Raw genomic sequence first — 15,364 nt, forward strand, 5'->3', positions numbered from 1 at the left:
GACATGGCTATTTGTGTATCCTGAAATATTAGAACTTAATCGCCCGTTTCCCCCACCCCATAAAGCATTGGCAGAGCCCAACGGCTTATTAGCAATAGGCGCAGATTTAAGCCCACAACGTTTGATAAGCGCTTATCAATCTGGCATTTTCCCTTGGTTTAGTGACGACCAACCGGTGTTATGGTGGAGCCCAGACCCACGTATTGGCTTAGCGCTAAAATCCCATCACATCAGTAAAAGCATGCGCAAACTGATCCGTAAAACTCAATTAACGGTCAGCTTGAATATGGCTTTTGAGCAAGTCATTCAGTTATGTTCGGCGACCCGCGCCAATGAAACGTGGATCAATCAAGACATGATAGCCGCATACAGCAAATTGCATAAACTAGGACATGCTCATTCAGTAGAGGTATGGCAAGGCCAACACTTAGTCGGTGGCTTATATGGGGTAGCCGTGGGTCAGGTGTTCTGTGGAGAGTCTATGTTCCACCTAGTGAGCAATGCTTCAAAGCTAGCCTTTCATTTATTTTGCCTACACTTCAAAAATTGCGGAGGGGTATTTATTGATGGTCAAGTGGAAAACCCCCACTTACTGAGCCTTGGCATGCAACCACTGCCTCGGCAGGAATTTTTAGCGCTACTTCAGCAAGCTAAAGATGCACCAGTTTCAGCCAATTGTTGGCAAGTTCAGCGGCTTAAGCCATGCGATTACCTATAGGATTAACCGCTCCCTCGCCCTGCCCATATTTGCCGGGGCAACAAGAGCAACTCAGTGTACTGTTATCACAAGCACAGCAAAAAGCGCTGTACTACCAACAGTTGCTCGAGCTCGGGTTTAGACGCAGTGGTGATAGCCTATATGCACCTGCCTGCCCTACTTGCTCACAATGCCAATCTCTAAGAGTAAACGTGCAACAGTTTGCCGCAAGCCGTTCACAAAAGCGGATATTAAACAAAGCATCCTCAGTATCACACGAATGGCATCAACAGCTTAACGATGAAGATTACCGTTTATTCGCCCGCTACATTGAGGCTCGCCATAAAGACGGCCCGATGTACCCAACTAGCCGCAAAGTGTTCGATGACTTTTTAGGCGCAAGCTGGTCTACTACTCGCTACTTAAAACTCTATCATCAACAGCAACTGATCGCGGTTTGTGTTTGTGACGTTTTGCCGCAGGCGTTAAGCGCCGTATATACCTTTTTTGAGCCCACTTTGACGCACTTATCTTTAGGCCGTTTAGCCGTTTTAAGACAAATAGAACATGCCAATAAAGCCAATAAAACTTGGCTTTACCTCGGCTTCCAGATCGATGCTTGCCAAAAAATGAACTACAAAAGCCACTATTTACCTAATCAACGATATATTGAAGGGAAATGGCAATAGTTTTAGCGGATAAACTTTACACAAGGCAGTAAATCTGGCATTCTCCTTGCGTTTTTATAAGTGCGTGTCAAACAGAGGACTCAATGGCGAAAGAAGACAATATTGAAATGCAAGGCACAGTGTTAGATACCTTGCCTAACACAATGTTCCGTGTAGAACTAGAAAACGGACATGTTGTTACTGCCCACATTTCTGGAAAAATGCGCAAGAATTACATCCGCATTTTAACTGGAGATAAAGTTACGGTTCAATTAACACCGTACGACTTGTCAAAAGGGCGCATTGTTTTCCGCGCGCGCTAATACGCTCCATTCGCAAAGTATTACTATTAAAAAGCCAGCTTTAAGCTGGCTTTTTAGCTTAACGAGGCTCAATCGAGTTATACCTCTGCAACTTCATCTTCATATTGAAAATCAAGTTTACCGTCTTTAAGACTTACATCCACATGACCACCGTGGTTTAAGCGGCCAAACAGAATTTCGTTAGCCAATGGCTTACGTAATTGCTCACGGATAACCCGCGCCATTGGCCTCGCCCCCATAGCTTTATCGTAACCCTGTTCAGACAACCATTGACGGGCATCAGAATCAACTTCCATTGACACACCATTGGCATCCAACTGAGCTTGTAACTCAACAATGAATTTATCCACCACCTGCTCAATGATTTCTTCGTTAAGATGGTTGAACCAAATGATGTTGTCGAGGCGATTGCGGAACTCAGGAGCAAAAATACGATTGATTTCATCCATCGCATCAAAGCTCATATCCTGTTCTTTAAAACCAATGGCGGTTTTCTGAGTTTCTTTAACCCCAGCGTTACTGGTCATCACTAAAATAACGTTACGGAAATCGGCATGACGACCATTGTTGTCAGTTAAGGTGCCGTGATCCATCACCTGTAACAATAGGTTGAACACATCTTCATGGGCTTTTTCAATCTCATCTAGCAATACCACACAATGAGGATGCTTCAGCACTGCGTCAGTCAATAGACCACCTTGATCGTAACCAACATAACCTGGAGGTGCACCAATCAGTCTGGATACGGCGTGTCGCTCCATATACTCCGACATATCAAAGCGGATAAGCTCTACACCAAGCGCTTTAGCCAACTGTTGGGTGACTTCGGTTTTACCAACGCCGGTAGGACCAGCAAATAGGAACGAACCCACGGGTTTTTGCTCTGCGCCCAAGCCAGAACGATTTAAGCGAATCGCATCAACTAACACATCAATGGCCTGATCTTGACCAAATACCACCATTTTGAGGGTTTCATTCAAGCTACGTAAAGTTTCACGATCAGAAGAAGAGACTTTTGCTTCAGGGATCCGTGCAATTTTGGCAACTATTGCCTCAATATCGGCAGTACCAATGGTTTTTTTACGTCTGCTGGCTGGCAACATCCGCATACTCGCCCCAGCTTCATCAATCACATCGATGGCTTTATCGGGCAAATGTCGCTCATTAATATATTTAGCCGCTAATTCTGCCGCACTACGCATGGCTTGCTTGGTATAACGCACGTCGTGGTGAGCCTCGTAGCGACTCTTTAAGCCGAGTAAGATCTTAGTGGTATCTTCTACCGTTGGCTCCACTACATCGATTTTTTGGAAACGGCGAGCTAAGGCGCGGTCTTTCTCAAAAATCTGGTTATATTCTTGGTAAGTGGTAGAGCCAACACAACGTAACAAGCCATTGCTCAATAGAGGCTTAATCAAGTTAGCTGCGTCCAATTGGCCGCCAGACGCCGCCCCTGCTCCAATAATGGTATGAATTTCATCAATGAATAGAATGGCGTTTTCGGCATTTTCTAACTGCTTGAGCAAGGCTTTAAAACGTTTTTCAAAATCACCACGATACTTAGTCCCCGCCAATAAAGAACCAATATCCAAAGAATAGATAGTGGCATCTTTAATTACCTCAGGAACGTCTTCGTGCACAATGCGGTAGGCTAAGCCTTCGGCAATTGCTGTTTTACCCACACCAGCTTCACCCACCAACAAGGGATTATTTTTACGGCGGCGACACAATACCTGAATGGTACGAGACAACTCTTTATCACGGCCTATCAGTGGATCAATTTTACCTTTAAGCACCAACTGGTTAAGGTTGCTAGCAAAACTCTCTAGTTGTTTCACTTCTTCCGATTGAGCTTCACTATCCACCTGATTTTGTTCTGAGTTTGGCTCTTCATCTTTGCGAATGCCATGAGAAATAAAGTTCACCACATCAAGGCGACTAATATCGGCTTTTTTAAGGAAATACACCGCTTGGCTTTCTTGCTCGCTGAATATGGCCACTAACACATTAGCACCACTCACTTCGCTATTGCCTGACGACTGCACATGGAACACGGCGCGCTGCAATACTCGCTGGAAACCTAAAGTAGGCTGAGTTTCTCTCTCCCCATCATCTTCAGGAATAACAGGGGTGGTCTGCTCGATAAAACTGCTGAGTTCTTGACTTAACTGATGCAGATTGGCGCCACAGGCTAATAAGGCTTCTTTTGCGGCGGCATTTTCTAATAAGGCTAATAACAGGTGTTCCACTGTCATGAATTCGTGCTGTTGCTGTCTTGCTTCTTTAAACGCTTGATTTAACGTTTGTTCCAACTCTTTATTTAGCATACATAGGCCCCCTAAAGACAATCAATACTACTTAACTAAGCCTTCTCCATGGTGCACATCAATGGATGGTCATTTTGCTTGGCATAGCTATTTACTTGTGCAGCTTTGGTTTCAGCTACTTCGGCCGTAAAAACCCCACAAACTCCTTTCCCTTTGTAGTGAATGGTCAACATAACTTGGGTTGCTTTGTCCAACTCCATATTAAAAAACAACTGCAACACCTCAATAACAAACTCCATAGGAGTATAGTCATCATTATTCAAAACCACCTTATACATTGGTGGGGGGGCAGTCTTACTTTCCGCTTCTTTGACTATTTCTTCAATATCTAGCCAATCTGATAATTTACTCATAACAACTATAGTGGTTAAAACACAACTCTATTCTCAACATAACGTCTTTGACTTAACAAGGCTAGTAGAAAAATACATTCAAAACTTGACTGTAGTAAATATTTTACTAAATTGTTAAACAACTGACTCTAAGTTGGCTCAAAAGCGAGCAACTCGGTTAGTTCGAATTAGTATGGTAGGTAAACATTATAGGGATATGTCGTATGCCAAGCGGAACAGTTAAGTGGTTTAACAACGCAAAAGGATTTGGTTTTATTTGCCCGGATACCGGTGGAGAAGATATCTTCGCTCACTATTCGACCATTCAAATGGAAGGGTACCGCACCTTAAAAGCTGGACAGTCAGTTCAGTTTGAAACTCAGCAAGGGCCTAAGGGTAGCCATGCAGTGAGTATTGTTTTTGACGACAGTCAAAAATAGCCCTTTAAGTTAAACCAACAAAAATGCCAGCTAAATGCTGGCATTTTTTTAAGCTTTAACTCTGAGCATAAACGCGACTAGCAGATATGCTCAGCATTGACTCGCTACTTAAGGCTGTCAATCACTTCATTGAAAATTGGGCTTGGGCGCATTGCTGCTGCCGCTTTTTCACGATTAGGTTGGTAGTAACCACCAATATCAACCGACGGTCCTTGAGCGGCATTAAGTTGCTCTACAATCGCCTCTTCTTCAGCAGCTAGTTTTTCAGCAACAGCGGCAAAACTTGCTTGTAGTTGCGGATCTTCAGTTTGCTCAGCCAAGCACTGTGCCCAATATAAGCTCAAGTAGAAATGGCTACCGCGGTTATCCAACTCGTTAACCTTGCGCGAAGGCGACTTATTTTGATCAAGGAAAATGCCCGTAGCCTTATCCAAAGTACTCGCCAATACGGCGGCTTTTGGATTGTCACTCACCTGACTAAGGTGTTCTAAGGACGCCGACAAAGCCAAGAACTCACCTAAAGAATCCCAACGAAGGTGATTCTCTTTTTCAAATTGCTGCACATGTTTAGGCGCAGAACCGCCCGCGCCAGTTTCAAATAAACCGCCGCCGTTCATTAGCGGAACAATCGACAGCATTTTTGCCGAAGTACCTAGCTCTAGAATAGGGAACAAATCAGTCAGATAATCACGTAATACGTTACCGGTAACCGAAATGGTATCTAGGCCCTGCTTCACTCTTTCCAAAGAGAACTGGGTTGCCTCGTTTGGCGCCATAATTTGGATGTCTAGACCAGCAGTATCATGCTCTTGCAAGTAACGCTCAACCTTAGCAATCAACTGTGCGTCGTGGGCACGCTGCGCATCCAACCAGAAAATAGCCGGAGTATCGGTTAAACGTGCGCGATTCACCGCCAGTTTCACCCAATCACGAATTGGCGCGTCTTTAACCTGACACATTCTAAAGATATCGCCTTGGCCGACGACTTGGCTTAATAAAACTTGACCATTTTGATCCACCACTTCAACGGTTCCCGCTGCGGGCACTTCAAAAGTCTTATCATGTGAACCGTATTCTTCAGCTTTTTGTGCCATCAAACCTACGTTAGCCACCGAACCCATGGTGGTAGGGTTAAATGCGCCATTTTGCTTACAAAAATCGATGGTTTGTTGGTATACACCCGCGTAGCAACGATCAGGGATCACCGCTTTAGTATCTTGTAGTTTGCCAGCTGCATTCCACATTTGACCTGAAGAGCGAATCATCGCTGGCATAGAAGCATCGATGATCACATCGCTAGGCACATGCAAGTTGGTAATGCCTCTATCAGAATCCACCATTGCCAAGCTAGGCGCATCCGCGTAAACCGCATCAATAGCGGCTTTAATTTCGGCTTGTTTAGCTTCATCTAAGCTAGCGATTTTGCTGTAAACATCACCAAGACCATTGCTTACATCCACACCAAGCTGAGTAAATAATTCACCGTATTTTGTGAATACATCTTTAAAGAAGACTTTCACCACATGACCAAAAATCAGCGGATCAGATACTTTCATCATGGTGGCTTTCATGTGTAAAGAGAACAACACGCCTTTAGCCTTAGCATCGGCAATTTGTGCTTCAATGAAGGAAGCTAGCTCACTCACACTTAAGGCCGCGGCATCAATCACCTCACCGGCTAATACCGGGAAGGCTTCTTTTAGGGTAATCACCTCGCCCGCTTCGGTTTTAAGTTGAATCGCTACGCTGCCCGCTTCGGCGATAGTGGTGGAAACTTCGCTACCGTAAAAGTCACCTTGGCTCATGCTAGCAACATGGCTTAATGAGTCTTTAGACCACGCGCCCATAGAATGTGGGTTTTTACGCGCATATTGTTTTACTGAACTAGGTGCGCGGCGGTCTGAGTTACCTTCGCGTAAGACAGGGTTAACCGCGCTGCCTTTTACTTTGTCGTATTTGGCTTTAACTTCGCGCTCTTGCTCATTACTTGGCTCTTCTGGGTAATCTGGAAGCGCATAACCCTGCGCTTGTAGCTCTTTAATCGCCGCTTTAAGCTGAGGAACCGATGCACTGATGTTTGGCAACTTGATAATATTTGCTTCTGGCTTTTTAGCCAGCTCGCCCAATTCGGCTAGGGCATCAGAAATACGTTGCTGTTCAGTTAAACATTCTGGAAAACTGGCAATAATACGACCCGCTAAAGAAATATCACGAGTTTCTACGGCTACGCCGGCAGCATTGGTAAACGCTTGTACAATAGGTAGCAATGAGTACGTGGCCAAGGCTGGCGCTTCGTCCGTTAAGGTATAAATAATCTTTGACGTCATGTCGGTCCCTAAAGTTGTGGTTGCTCTCGCTATCACTAGCGATATTTATCGACTTGCTCGCCTCCGCGAGATGGTTTGTAACAGGGCGTTAAATCCATCATTTGATGACTCATCCCCCCGTTCATCCAATTAATTCGGCCAAAATAATAAACCATTTACAAACGCATTAACATTGTTTTACTAGTGGTACATCCAATAGCTGTTACAATTGCTTACATGAATAAGTTTGCAAAAACGTCCCAGTCACGCCGTTTTAAACGAAAGACTGAAGTTAAAGCCAGTAAACCACTCAAAGGGCCACGCGTTTTAGTTTTATTTAATAAGCCCTTTGACGTGCTAAGTCAGTTTACCGACGGGCAAGGCCGTGCCACCTTAAAAGATTTTATTAACATTCCAGATGTCTATGCTGCGGGACGCTTAGATCGTGATAGTGAAGGGCTACTGTTGCTTACCAACGATGGTAAGTTACAACATAAGCTAGCCAACCCTAAAGCGAAAACCAGTAAAACCTATTGGGTACAAGTGGAAGGTGTGCCGAGTGAGCAAGACTTAAGCCCACTGCGCCAAGGAATAACGCTTAAAGATGGCCCGTGTTTACCGGCCAAAGTAAAACTTATCCAAGAGCCTAAACTTTGGGCTCGAGTACCGCCGGTACGTGAACGTAAATCCATTCCTACTAGTTGGCTGAGTATAACCATTAAAGAGGGGCGTAATCGCCAAGTCAGACGAATGACCGCAGCCATTGGTTTTCCTACGCTGCGACTGGTTCGCTATCAAATAGGCCCCTATACTCTTGAGGGAATAGACAATGGAAAATACCGGCAGTTATTAGAACAGGAGATCGCATAGTTTGCGGCATTGAAATGCTGTTTTCGTCACAGTTTTTCTGATAGAATTCGCCGCAAATTTTTCCCGATAGCTAAGCATGAATTCAAACAGCACAAAAAAAGTGATCGTCGGAATGTCCGGCGGTGTCGACTCTTCCGTTTCAGCCTACTTGCTATTAGAGCAAGGCTATCAGGTTGAAGGCCTTTTTATGAAGAACTGGGAAGAAGACGACAACAGCGAATATTGTGCAGCGGCCGAAGATTTAGCCGACGCACAAGCGGTCTGTGACAAACTAGGCATTAAACTTCATACCATTAATTTCTCTGCTGAATACTGGGATAACGTATTTGAACACTTCCTTGAAGAATACAAAGCCGGTCGCACGCCTAACCCAGATATTATGTGCAACAAGGAAATTAAGTTTAAAGCCTTTTTAGAGTTTGCCGCAGAAGAACTCTCTGCCGACTACATCGCTACTGGTCACTATGTGCAGCGCCGTTTTCAAGACGGTCACTGGCAAATGCTTCGCGGTTTAGACAGTAATAAAGACCAAAGCTACTTCTTATATACCTTAGAAGAAAAGCACATCGCCCAAACACTGTTTCCTGTAGGTGAAATAGAAAAGCCCGAAGTTCGCCGCATCGCCGAAGAGCAAGGTTTAGTTACTGCTAATAAAAAAGACTCAACCGGGATTTGCTTCATTGGGGAGCGTAAGTTCAGCGACTTTTTAGCACAATACCTACCAGCCCAACCCGGCGATATAGAAAATTGTGAAGGTCAGGTGATGGGTACCCATCAAGGTTTAATGTATCACACCCTTGGCCAACGCAAAGGCTTGGGCATTGGTGGAACCAAAGACGGCGATGAAACACCTTGGTATGTAGTAGATAAAGACGTTGATCGCAACGTGTTAATTGTGGGTCAAGGCCACGACCACCCTCGCCTAAAGTCCACCGCTTTAATCGCTGGACAGCTGCACTGGGTTGATCGCAAGCCCTTAACTGAAACACTACGCTGCAGCGTTAAAATTCGCTATCGTCAACAAGATGTTCCATGCACCATCGTGCCTTTGGAAAATGGCGAAATTAAAGTTACCTTCGATGAACCACAAATTGCCGTGACCCCAGGTCAATCAGCGGTATTTTACTTAAACGAAGTCTGTTTAGGTGGTGGTATCATCGAACAAAAAATTGGCCTTTAAGCACTATGAGTCACTCTCTTGAAAACCGCGTGATTGCCTTTGCTGGAATTTGCCAAGCGGCCAAGTTAGTTCAAGACGTTGCACGCACCAGTACTTGTGATGAGGCTGCGTTAAGTACCAGCTTAAACAGTATCTTGATCACCAATCCCGAACAAACCGTGGACGTTTTTGGCGCTTTGCCGCAACTCAAGTTGGGCTTAAGTGTGATGAATACTCAGCTGAGCCAGAAGCAAGAAAAGCGTAATGCTGAGATCACCCGCTACTTAGTCAGTTTATTAGCACTAGAACGCCGCTTAAGCAAACGACCCGATCTATTGAATATGATAGGTGAACGCATCTCTCAATTAGAGCGCCAATTACAACATTTCAAGTTATTAGACGCCCAAGTGCTGGGCGGTATTGCCGATATATATAGCGACATCATCAGTCCCTTGGGGCCACGAATTCAAGTAGCGGGCAATGTGAATTATTTGCAACAAAGCATCGTTCAACACAAAGTGAGAGCACTACTGCTGGCCGGGATCCGCGCCTGCGTATTGTGGCGACAACTAGGCGGCCAACGCCGTCAATTGCTGTTTTCACGAAAGAAATATCTAGAACAAACACTACAACTTTTACACACCATTGATTAGTTAATTTAGGAGAGCACCATGGAACTGTCGGCCTTGACAGCCATTTCCCCAATAGACGGACGCTACGGGGATAAAACTTCTGAACTACGCAGTATTTTTAGCGAATTTGGCTTAATTAAATACCGCGTTAGAGTAGAGATTCGTTGGTTACAAAAATTGGCTCAACAGCAAAATATTGCTGAAGTGCCCACCTTTTCTCCTGAAGCTATTGCCTTTTTAGATAGCATTAACGACAACTTTAGTGAAGCCGATGCTGCTCGTGTCAAAGAGATTGAGCGCACCACCAACCACGATGTGAAAGCGGTTGAATATTTCCTAAAAGAAAAAGTAGCCAGCAATGCGGAACTTAACGCCGTATCTGAGTTCATTCACTTTGCTTGTACTTCTGAAGACATTAACAACCTTTCACACGCGCTAATGCTTAACGAAGCCCGCAGTGAAGTATTAGTGCCTTACCTACAAAAACTGATTGATGCGATTACCGCCTTAGCTAAAGAGCTACGCGATACCCCGCTACTTTCTCGTACTCACGGCCAACCCGCGTCTCCTAGCACCATGGGTAAAGAAATGGCCAACGTGGTAGCACGTTTACGCCGTCAGCTTAAGCAAATTGAAGCAGTTGAAGTACTAGGTAAAATTAACGGCGCGGTAGGTAACTACAATGCTCACCTAAGCGCTTACCCTGAAGTAGACTGGCACCAGTTCTCAGAAGAGTTTGTGACTAGCCTAGGGGTACAATGGAACCCTTACACTACGCAAATTGAGCCACATGATTACATCGCCGAATTGTACGATGCAATTGCCCGCTTCAATACCATTCTGCTGGACTTCGACCGTGATATTTGGGGTTACATCTGCCTAGGTCACTTCAAGCAAAAAACCGTAGCCGGCGAAATTGGTTCATCCACCATGCCACACAAAGTGAATCCTATCGACTTCGAAAACTCCGAAGGTAACTTAGGTATTGCTAACGCCTTGTTTGGCCACCTAGCGGCTAAATTGCCAGTATCACGTTGGCAGCGCGACCTAACCGACTCAACCGTGCTACGTAATTTGGGTGTGGCCATGGGCTACTCGCTGATCGCCTATCAAGCAACCCTAAAAGGCGTGAGCAAGTTGCAAGTGAACCAAGAGAATCTACTAAGCGATTTAGACAGTAACTGGGAAGTATTGGCAGAGCCTGTACAAACTGTTATGCGTCGTTACGGCATTGAAAAACCTTATGAAAAACTAAAAGAGTTAACCCGCGGTAAGCGTGTTGATGCGCAGGCTATGCGTGAGTTTATCGATGGTTTAGACATGCCAGAATCAGCGAAAGAAGAGCTGAAAAAAATGACACCAGCTAACTACATCGGTGATGCGGTAAAACTGGTTGACCTACTGTAAGTTAAGCTAAGGCTGGCAATCTGCTCAGCCATAAGCGCATGCTTTAGCAGCCACAACAGCGTTGTGGCTTTTTTATTAATAATTAAACACCCAGCAGCAGCCTCTCGCTCCCCCTTATATTCCTGCTTAGTATTGCCCATCCCCTTCAAGCTAAGCCTTAATCGTGCTAGCGTAGAGTGTAGATAGGTTTTTATTAATTAATCATTAGCTTATCGACAGCTCAAGCAAGCGATCCTCAGCGGCCCTGTAACTGCAGCAGCCTCAGCAAATGAATAAGGAGAGACTATCTTGAAAGCTAAACTGCCCTTCACTAAGAAAGAATATCAACAGCGGGTCAAGAAAGTTAAATCCATCATGCAGCAACAACGTATCGATGTGATGGTGGCCACCGATCCCGGCAATATGAATTGGCTAACCGGCTACGACGGCTGGTCCTTTTACGTGCATCAAGGTGTAATTATCTCACTGGATATGGAAGAGCCGATTTGGTTTGGCCGCGCCATGGACAGGAATGCCGCATTGTTAAAGTGTTTTATGCAACGCGACAATCTGGTTGGTTATCCAGAAAAGTATGTACAAAATATTGACGAACATCCGATGACTTGGATTGGCGAAAACATATTTCAAAAAAATGGGTGGTCTGGTTGCGTCATCGCTACCGAACGAGACAATTATTACTATTCTGCCGAGGCCCACTTTAGACTCGCGGCCACCCTACCCAACGCCAATTTGGTAAACGCCAATAACTTGGTTAACTGGGTGCGCGGGGTTAAATCCAAAAAAGAAATCGAGTATATGCGCATCGCCGGAAGCATTACCGAGAAAATCCACCGCCGAATACTAGATACGGTAAGTGCTGGCATACCTAAAAGTCATGTGGTATCGCAAATCTACGAAACAGCTATTGCCGGGGTAGATGGCCATGGCGGCGACTACCCTTCAATTGTACCCCTACTACCATCTGGCGCCGATGCCAGCGCCTCGCACATCACTTGGGATGAGCGACCATTTAAGCGTAACGAGGCTACCTTTTTTGAAATATCCGGTTGTTATAAGCGCTATCATGCTCCTATGTCACGCACCATCTTTATGGGAAAGCCCCCGCAAAAATTTCTCGATGCTGAAAAAGCGCTCATTGAAGCCATCGACGCCGGTTTAGCAGTCGCCAAACCGGGAAACCTCACTGCCGACATTGCCAACGCCATCGACTCGGTAATGCTGAAATATGGCATAGATAGAAACGGGGCTCGCTGCGGCTACCCCATCGGTGTGTCTTATCCACCAGATTGGGGAGAACGCACCTGTTCGCTGCGCTCTAGCGATTTAACAGTATTGGAAAGCGGTATGACCTTTCACCTGATGCCTGGCGTCTGGCAAGATGACTGGGGAATGGAAATCACCGAAAGCATCCACATTACCGATAGCGGTGTCGAGTTGCTAAGCAACTTTCCCAGAAAGCTGTTTATCAAATAACAATAAAGCGGAGCACTAAGGCTCCGCAACAAGTTCGACTAAGTTGCTGGTTATTTAATCCACACTTGTTTGGCGTTAACAAACTCTTTAATGCCATGAGGGCCCAGCTCGCGTCCCAAGCCTGAACGTTTAATCCCCCCACTGGGAAGCCTTGGATCAGTTTTAACAATGCCGTTAATCGCCACCTGGCCGGCTTCGATTTGCCAAGCCAGTTGCTCTGCCAATTGCGCATTGTTAGTCCACACCGCGGCCCCCAGCCCATATTCACTATCGTTAGCTAGGGCAATCGCGTGTTCAACATCTCGAGCCGAACTGACCACCATCACCGGACCAAACACCTCTTCTTTAAAGGCGGTCATATTAGGGCTTACATCAACCAATAGCGTCACTGGATAAAAAAAGCCTTCCGTTTTTGGCATCTCTCCCCCGAGTAAACACTTGGCGCCTTGTGCTATGCTTTCGCACACTTGTCGATGGAGGTTGTCGCGTAAATCAGCACGTGCGATGGGGCCAACATCGGTAGCCACATCATTAGGATCACCCACAGTAAGTTGGCTCAAGCGCTGCTGCAGTTTATCGATAAAGCTGGCATAGATTGACTGCGCCACGATGATCCGCTTAGCCGCAATACAGGATTGCCCCGCGTTGATAATACGTGATAAGACCGCAGTATCGGCAGCGGCCTCTAAGTCAGCGTCCTCTAATACAATCAGCGGATCAGAGCCTCCTAACTCCAATACCGCATGCTTAATTTCAGAAGCGGCGATGCTGGCCACTATTGCGCCTGCCTTAGCAGAACCGGTGAATGAAACCGCCGCAATGTCTGGGTGGCGAATTGCCTGTTCCACTTGTTGATTAGCTATCGGCAAATTCACCACTATATCTTCGGGTGCCCCTGCCTCATGAAACAACTCCACGATGGCCTGACCGCAGCCTGCCACATGCGGGTCATGCTTTAATACACAGGTATTGCCGGCCATTAGCGCTGGCGCCAAATAACGAAAGGCTATCCACAACGGTGCATTCCAAGGTAAAACGCCCAACAAGGTACCTAAAGCTTGATGTTTAACGTAACTGCGCTGGGCATCGGAAGGCAGCTCTAAATCGGCTAAATAAGCTTGGGCATGCTCGGCATAATGCTCAGCACACCAAGCGGATTTTTCTACCTCGGGGCCTGCTTCTTTCACCGGCTTGCCCATTTCATCGGTCATCAGTTGAGAGAGCTTAGCCTTGTTGTTGCGCAAGCTCGCTGCGACCCGCTGTAACACTTGAGCCCGTTCTGCATAGCTTAGTGCCGACCAAGCTGGAAATGCCGCTTTGGCGCGCTTAATCTGCTGATCGACTTGCTGCTCGCTCAGCGCAGCATACTCTTGAATCACTTTTCCGGTGCTAGGATTGGTTGTCACTATCATCACTACTTCCTTGATATTGTTACTTTACTAGCTGGTCTCTAGTGCGTGCTTAACCGCGTCAATCACTATCGACATGCCCTGTGCTAAGTCATCTTGCTCAATCGTTAGAGGAGGGAGCAATTTAACCACTCGTCCACCAGTGCCACAGGCGCCCAGTAACAAACCATTTTCAAAGCAGTTGGCCACAACCGACTTGGCCACTGCGCCATCGCCCACATCAATGCCCAGCATCATGCCTTTACCACGAACTTGAATCGCCGGATGCTGAGCCAATGCGCTAAGCGCTTCACGCATTTGAGCACTTTTTTCTGCCACCTGATTCATCAGCTGCTCATCACGAAAATAGTTAAGCGCTTCTATGCCCGCGACAAAGCTCAAGCTTTGCCCACGGAAGGTGCCGGTATGTTCACCGGGAGACCAATGATCATCATGCTCTGGCTTAACCAAATTCATCGCCAATGGCGTACCGAAACCACCCAGCCCTTTAGCAAGGCAGACAATGTCAGGCTCGATGTCGTAGTCATCAAAACTAAAAAACGAGCCGGTTCGCCCCATACCCGCTTGTATATCATCAACAATCAGCAGCGCGCCTAGATCTTTAGCTAACTGGGCTAAGGCTTGCAACCAAGCTTTATCGGCTACATTCACCCCGCCTTCAGCCTGCACCACTTCCACAATAAAGGCCGCTGGTGCTTCAAGCCCCGACGAACTATCAGAAAATTGTGCGCGCAAGGCATCTAATTGCTCGGCGCCATTGCCGGTCTCTGCACTCAATCGCGAATCTTCCGCGCCAAAGGGATAATGAATCACATGGTTAAGCGGCACACCTGCGGCGCCTCTGAAATAGCTATTGGCCGTGGCGGCTAACGAGCCTAAAGTCATCCCATGAAAAGCATGGTTAAAGGCCACCACCGACTGACGCCCAGTAACGCGGCGAGCCAACTTTAAGGCCGCCTCAACCGCATTAGTCCCAGTCGGGCCAACAAACTGCATACGATGAGGCAGCTTACGCGGCTGTAAGATAAGTTCGCTAAATACCTCCATAAATCTACGTTTAATGGTGGTACTCATATCCAAGCTATGTGCCACGCCTTGATTTTGAATGTAATCAATAATCGCCGTGGTCATTTTGGGATTGTTGTGGCCAAAATTTAACACACCGGCTCCGGCGAAGAAGTCGATATATTGCTTTCCATTTTCATCAATTTGGCGAGCGTTAAAGGCCTTATCAAACACCGTTGGATATACTCGACAATAGGCGCGCAAATTGGATTCTCGTTCATCAAAAATACTCATCAATCTCTCCTTTGGGCTGATT

14 protein-coding genes are annotated in these 15,364 nt (G+C 46.2%); 9 read left to right on the forward strand and 5 right to left on the reverse strand.

Translation table 11 applies throughout. The features are described from left to right. Positions 1-13 precede the first annotated feature (13 nt). The 3 genes from aat (at position 14) to infA (ending at position 1,688) form a co-directional block, all read left to right on the forward strand. A complete protein-coding gene (aat, locus tag AR383_RS03290) occupies positions 14-718 on the forward strand; it encodes a leucyl/phenylalanyl-tRNA--protein transferase (protein WP_083481485.1) in 705 nt (234 codons plus the stop codon). Next, on the forward strand, positions 703-1,386 hold the full coding sequence (locus AR383_RS03295) for an arginyltransferase (RefSeq protein WP_055731833.1): 684 nt from the start codon (positions 703-705) through the stop codon (positions 1,384-1,386). Before aat ends, AR383_RS03295 begins: the two co-directional genes overlap by 16 nt. Positions 1,387-1,469: 83 nt before the next feature. Next, positions 1,470-1,688: a translation initiation factor IF-1 gene (infA, locus tag AR383_RS03300; protein ID WP_016401030.1), complete on the forward strand. Its 219-nt coding sequence runs from the start codon at positions 1,470-1,472 to the stop codon at positions 1,686-1,688. Between the two features lie 77 nt (positions 1,689-1,765). Here the strand turns inward: infA and clpA are convergent, their stop codons facing one another. Continuing rightward, positions 1,766-4,015, reverse strand: a complete 2,250-nt coding sequence (gene clpA, locus AR383_RS03305; RefSeq protein WP_055731834.1) for an ATP-dependent Clp protease ATP-binding subunit ClpA — start codon at positions 4,013-4,015, stop codon at positions 1,766-1,768. Between the two features lie 35 nt (positions 4,016-4,050). Next, entirely contained in the window at positions 4,051-4,368 is a 318-nt protein-coding gene (clpS, locus tag AR383_RS03310) for an ATP-dependent Clp protease adapter ClpS (protein ID WP_055731835.1), read from the reverse strand. Positions 4,369-4,571: 203 nt separating this feature from the next. Between clpS and cspD the strand changes: the two genes are divergently transcribed. After that, positions 4,572-4,787, forward strand: coding sequence for a cold shock domain-containing protein CspD (gene cspD / locus AR383_RS03315; RefSeq protein WP_055731836.1), 216 nt, complete (start codon positions 4,572-4,574; stop codon positions 4,785-4,787). Positions 4,788-4,891: 104 nt separating this feature from the next. Here cspD and AR383_RS03320 read toward each other — a convergent pair whose 3' ends face one another. Continuing rightward, positions 4,892-7,114 (reverse strand): NADP-dependent isocitrate dehydrogenase, encoded by a 2,223-nt coding sequence (locus AR383_RS03320; protein ID WP_055731837.1) that lies wholly within the window; start codon positions 7,112-7,114, stop codon positions 4,892-4,894. 216 nt (positions 7,115-7,330) lie between these two features. Between AR383_RS03320 and AR383_RS03325 the strand changes: the two genes are divergently transcribed. The 5 genes from AR383_RS03325 to AR383_RS03345 all read left to right on the forward strand — a co-directional run bounded on the left by AR383_RS03325 (position 7,331) and on the right by AR383_RS03345 (position 12,634). Then, positions 7,331-7,963 (forward strand): pseudouridine synthase, encoded by a 633-nt coding sequence (locus tag AR383_RS03325; RefSeq protein WP_055731838.1) that lies wholly within the window; start codon positions 7,331-7,333, stop codon positions 7,961-7,963. 76 nt (positions 7,964-8,039) lie between these two features. Continuing rightward, positions 8,040-9,143 (forward strand): tRNA 2-thiouridine(34) synthase MnmA, encoded by a 1,104-nt coding sequence (mnmA, locus tag AR383_RS03330; protein WP_055731839.1) that lies wholly within the window; start codon positions 8,040-8,042, stop codon positions 9,141-9,143. Positions 9,144-9,148: 5 nt separating this feature from the next. After that, positions 9,149-9,775 carry a high frequency lysogenization protein HflD gene (hflD, locus tag AR383_RS03335; RefSeq protein WP_055731840.1) on the forward strand — a complete coding sequence of 209 codons (627 nt, stop codon included), beginning with the start codon at positions 9,149-9,151 and terminating at the stop codon, positions 9,773-9,775. 18 nt (positions 9,776-9,793) lie between these two features. Continuing rightward, positions 9,794-11,161 carry an adenylosuccinate lyase gene (gene purB / locus AR383_RS03340; protein ID WP_055731841.1) on the forward strand — a complete coding sequence of 456 codons (1,368 nt, stop codon included), beginning with the start codon at positions 9,794-9,796 and terminating at the stop codon, positions 11,159-11,161. 288 nt (positions 11,162-11,449) lie between these two features. Beyond that, positions 11,450-12,634 (forward strand): M24 family metallopeptidase, encoded by a 1,185-nt coding sequence (locus AR383_RS03345; RefSeq protein ID WP_198150203.1) that lies wholly within the window; start codon positions 11,450-11,452, stop codon positions 12,632-12,634. A 50-nt stretch (positions 12,635-12,684) separates the two neighbouring features. Here AR383_RS03345 and AR383_RS03350 read toward each other — a convergent pair whose 3' ends face one another. Together AR383_RS03350 and AR383_RS03355 are read right to left on the reverse strand one after the other, a co-directional pair. After that, on the reverse strand, positions 12,685-14,046 hold the full coding sequence (locus AR383_RS03350; RefSeq protein ID WP_055731843.1) for an NAD-dependent succinate-semialdehyde dehydrogenase: 1,362 nt from the start codon (positions 14,044-14,046) through the stop codon (positions 12,685-12,687). 27 nt (positions 14,047-14,073) lie between these two features. After that, positions 14,074-15,342 (reverse strand): aspartate aminotransferase family protein, encoded by a 1,269-nt coding sequence (locus AR383_RS03355; RefSeq protein ID WP_055731844.1) that lies wholly within the window; start codon positions 15,340-15,342, stop codon positions 14,074-14,076. Positions 15,343-15,364 lie beyond the last annotated feature (22 nt).

The organism is Agarivorans gilvus (assembly GCF_001420915.1).
GTDB lineage: Bacteria > Pseudomonadota > Gammaproteobacteria > Enterobacterales > Celerinatantimonadaceae > Agarivorans > Agarivorans gilvus.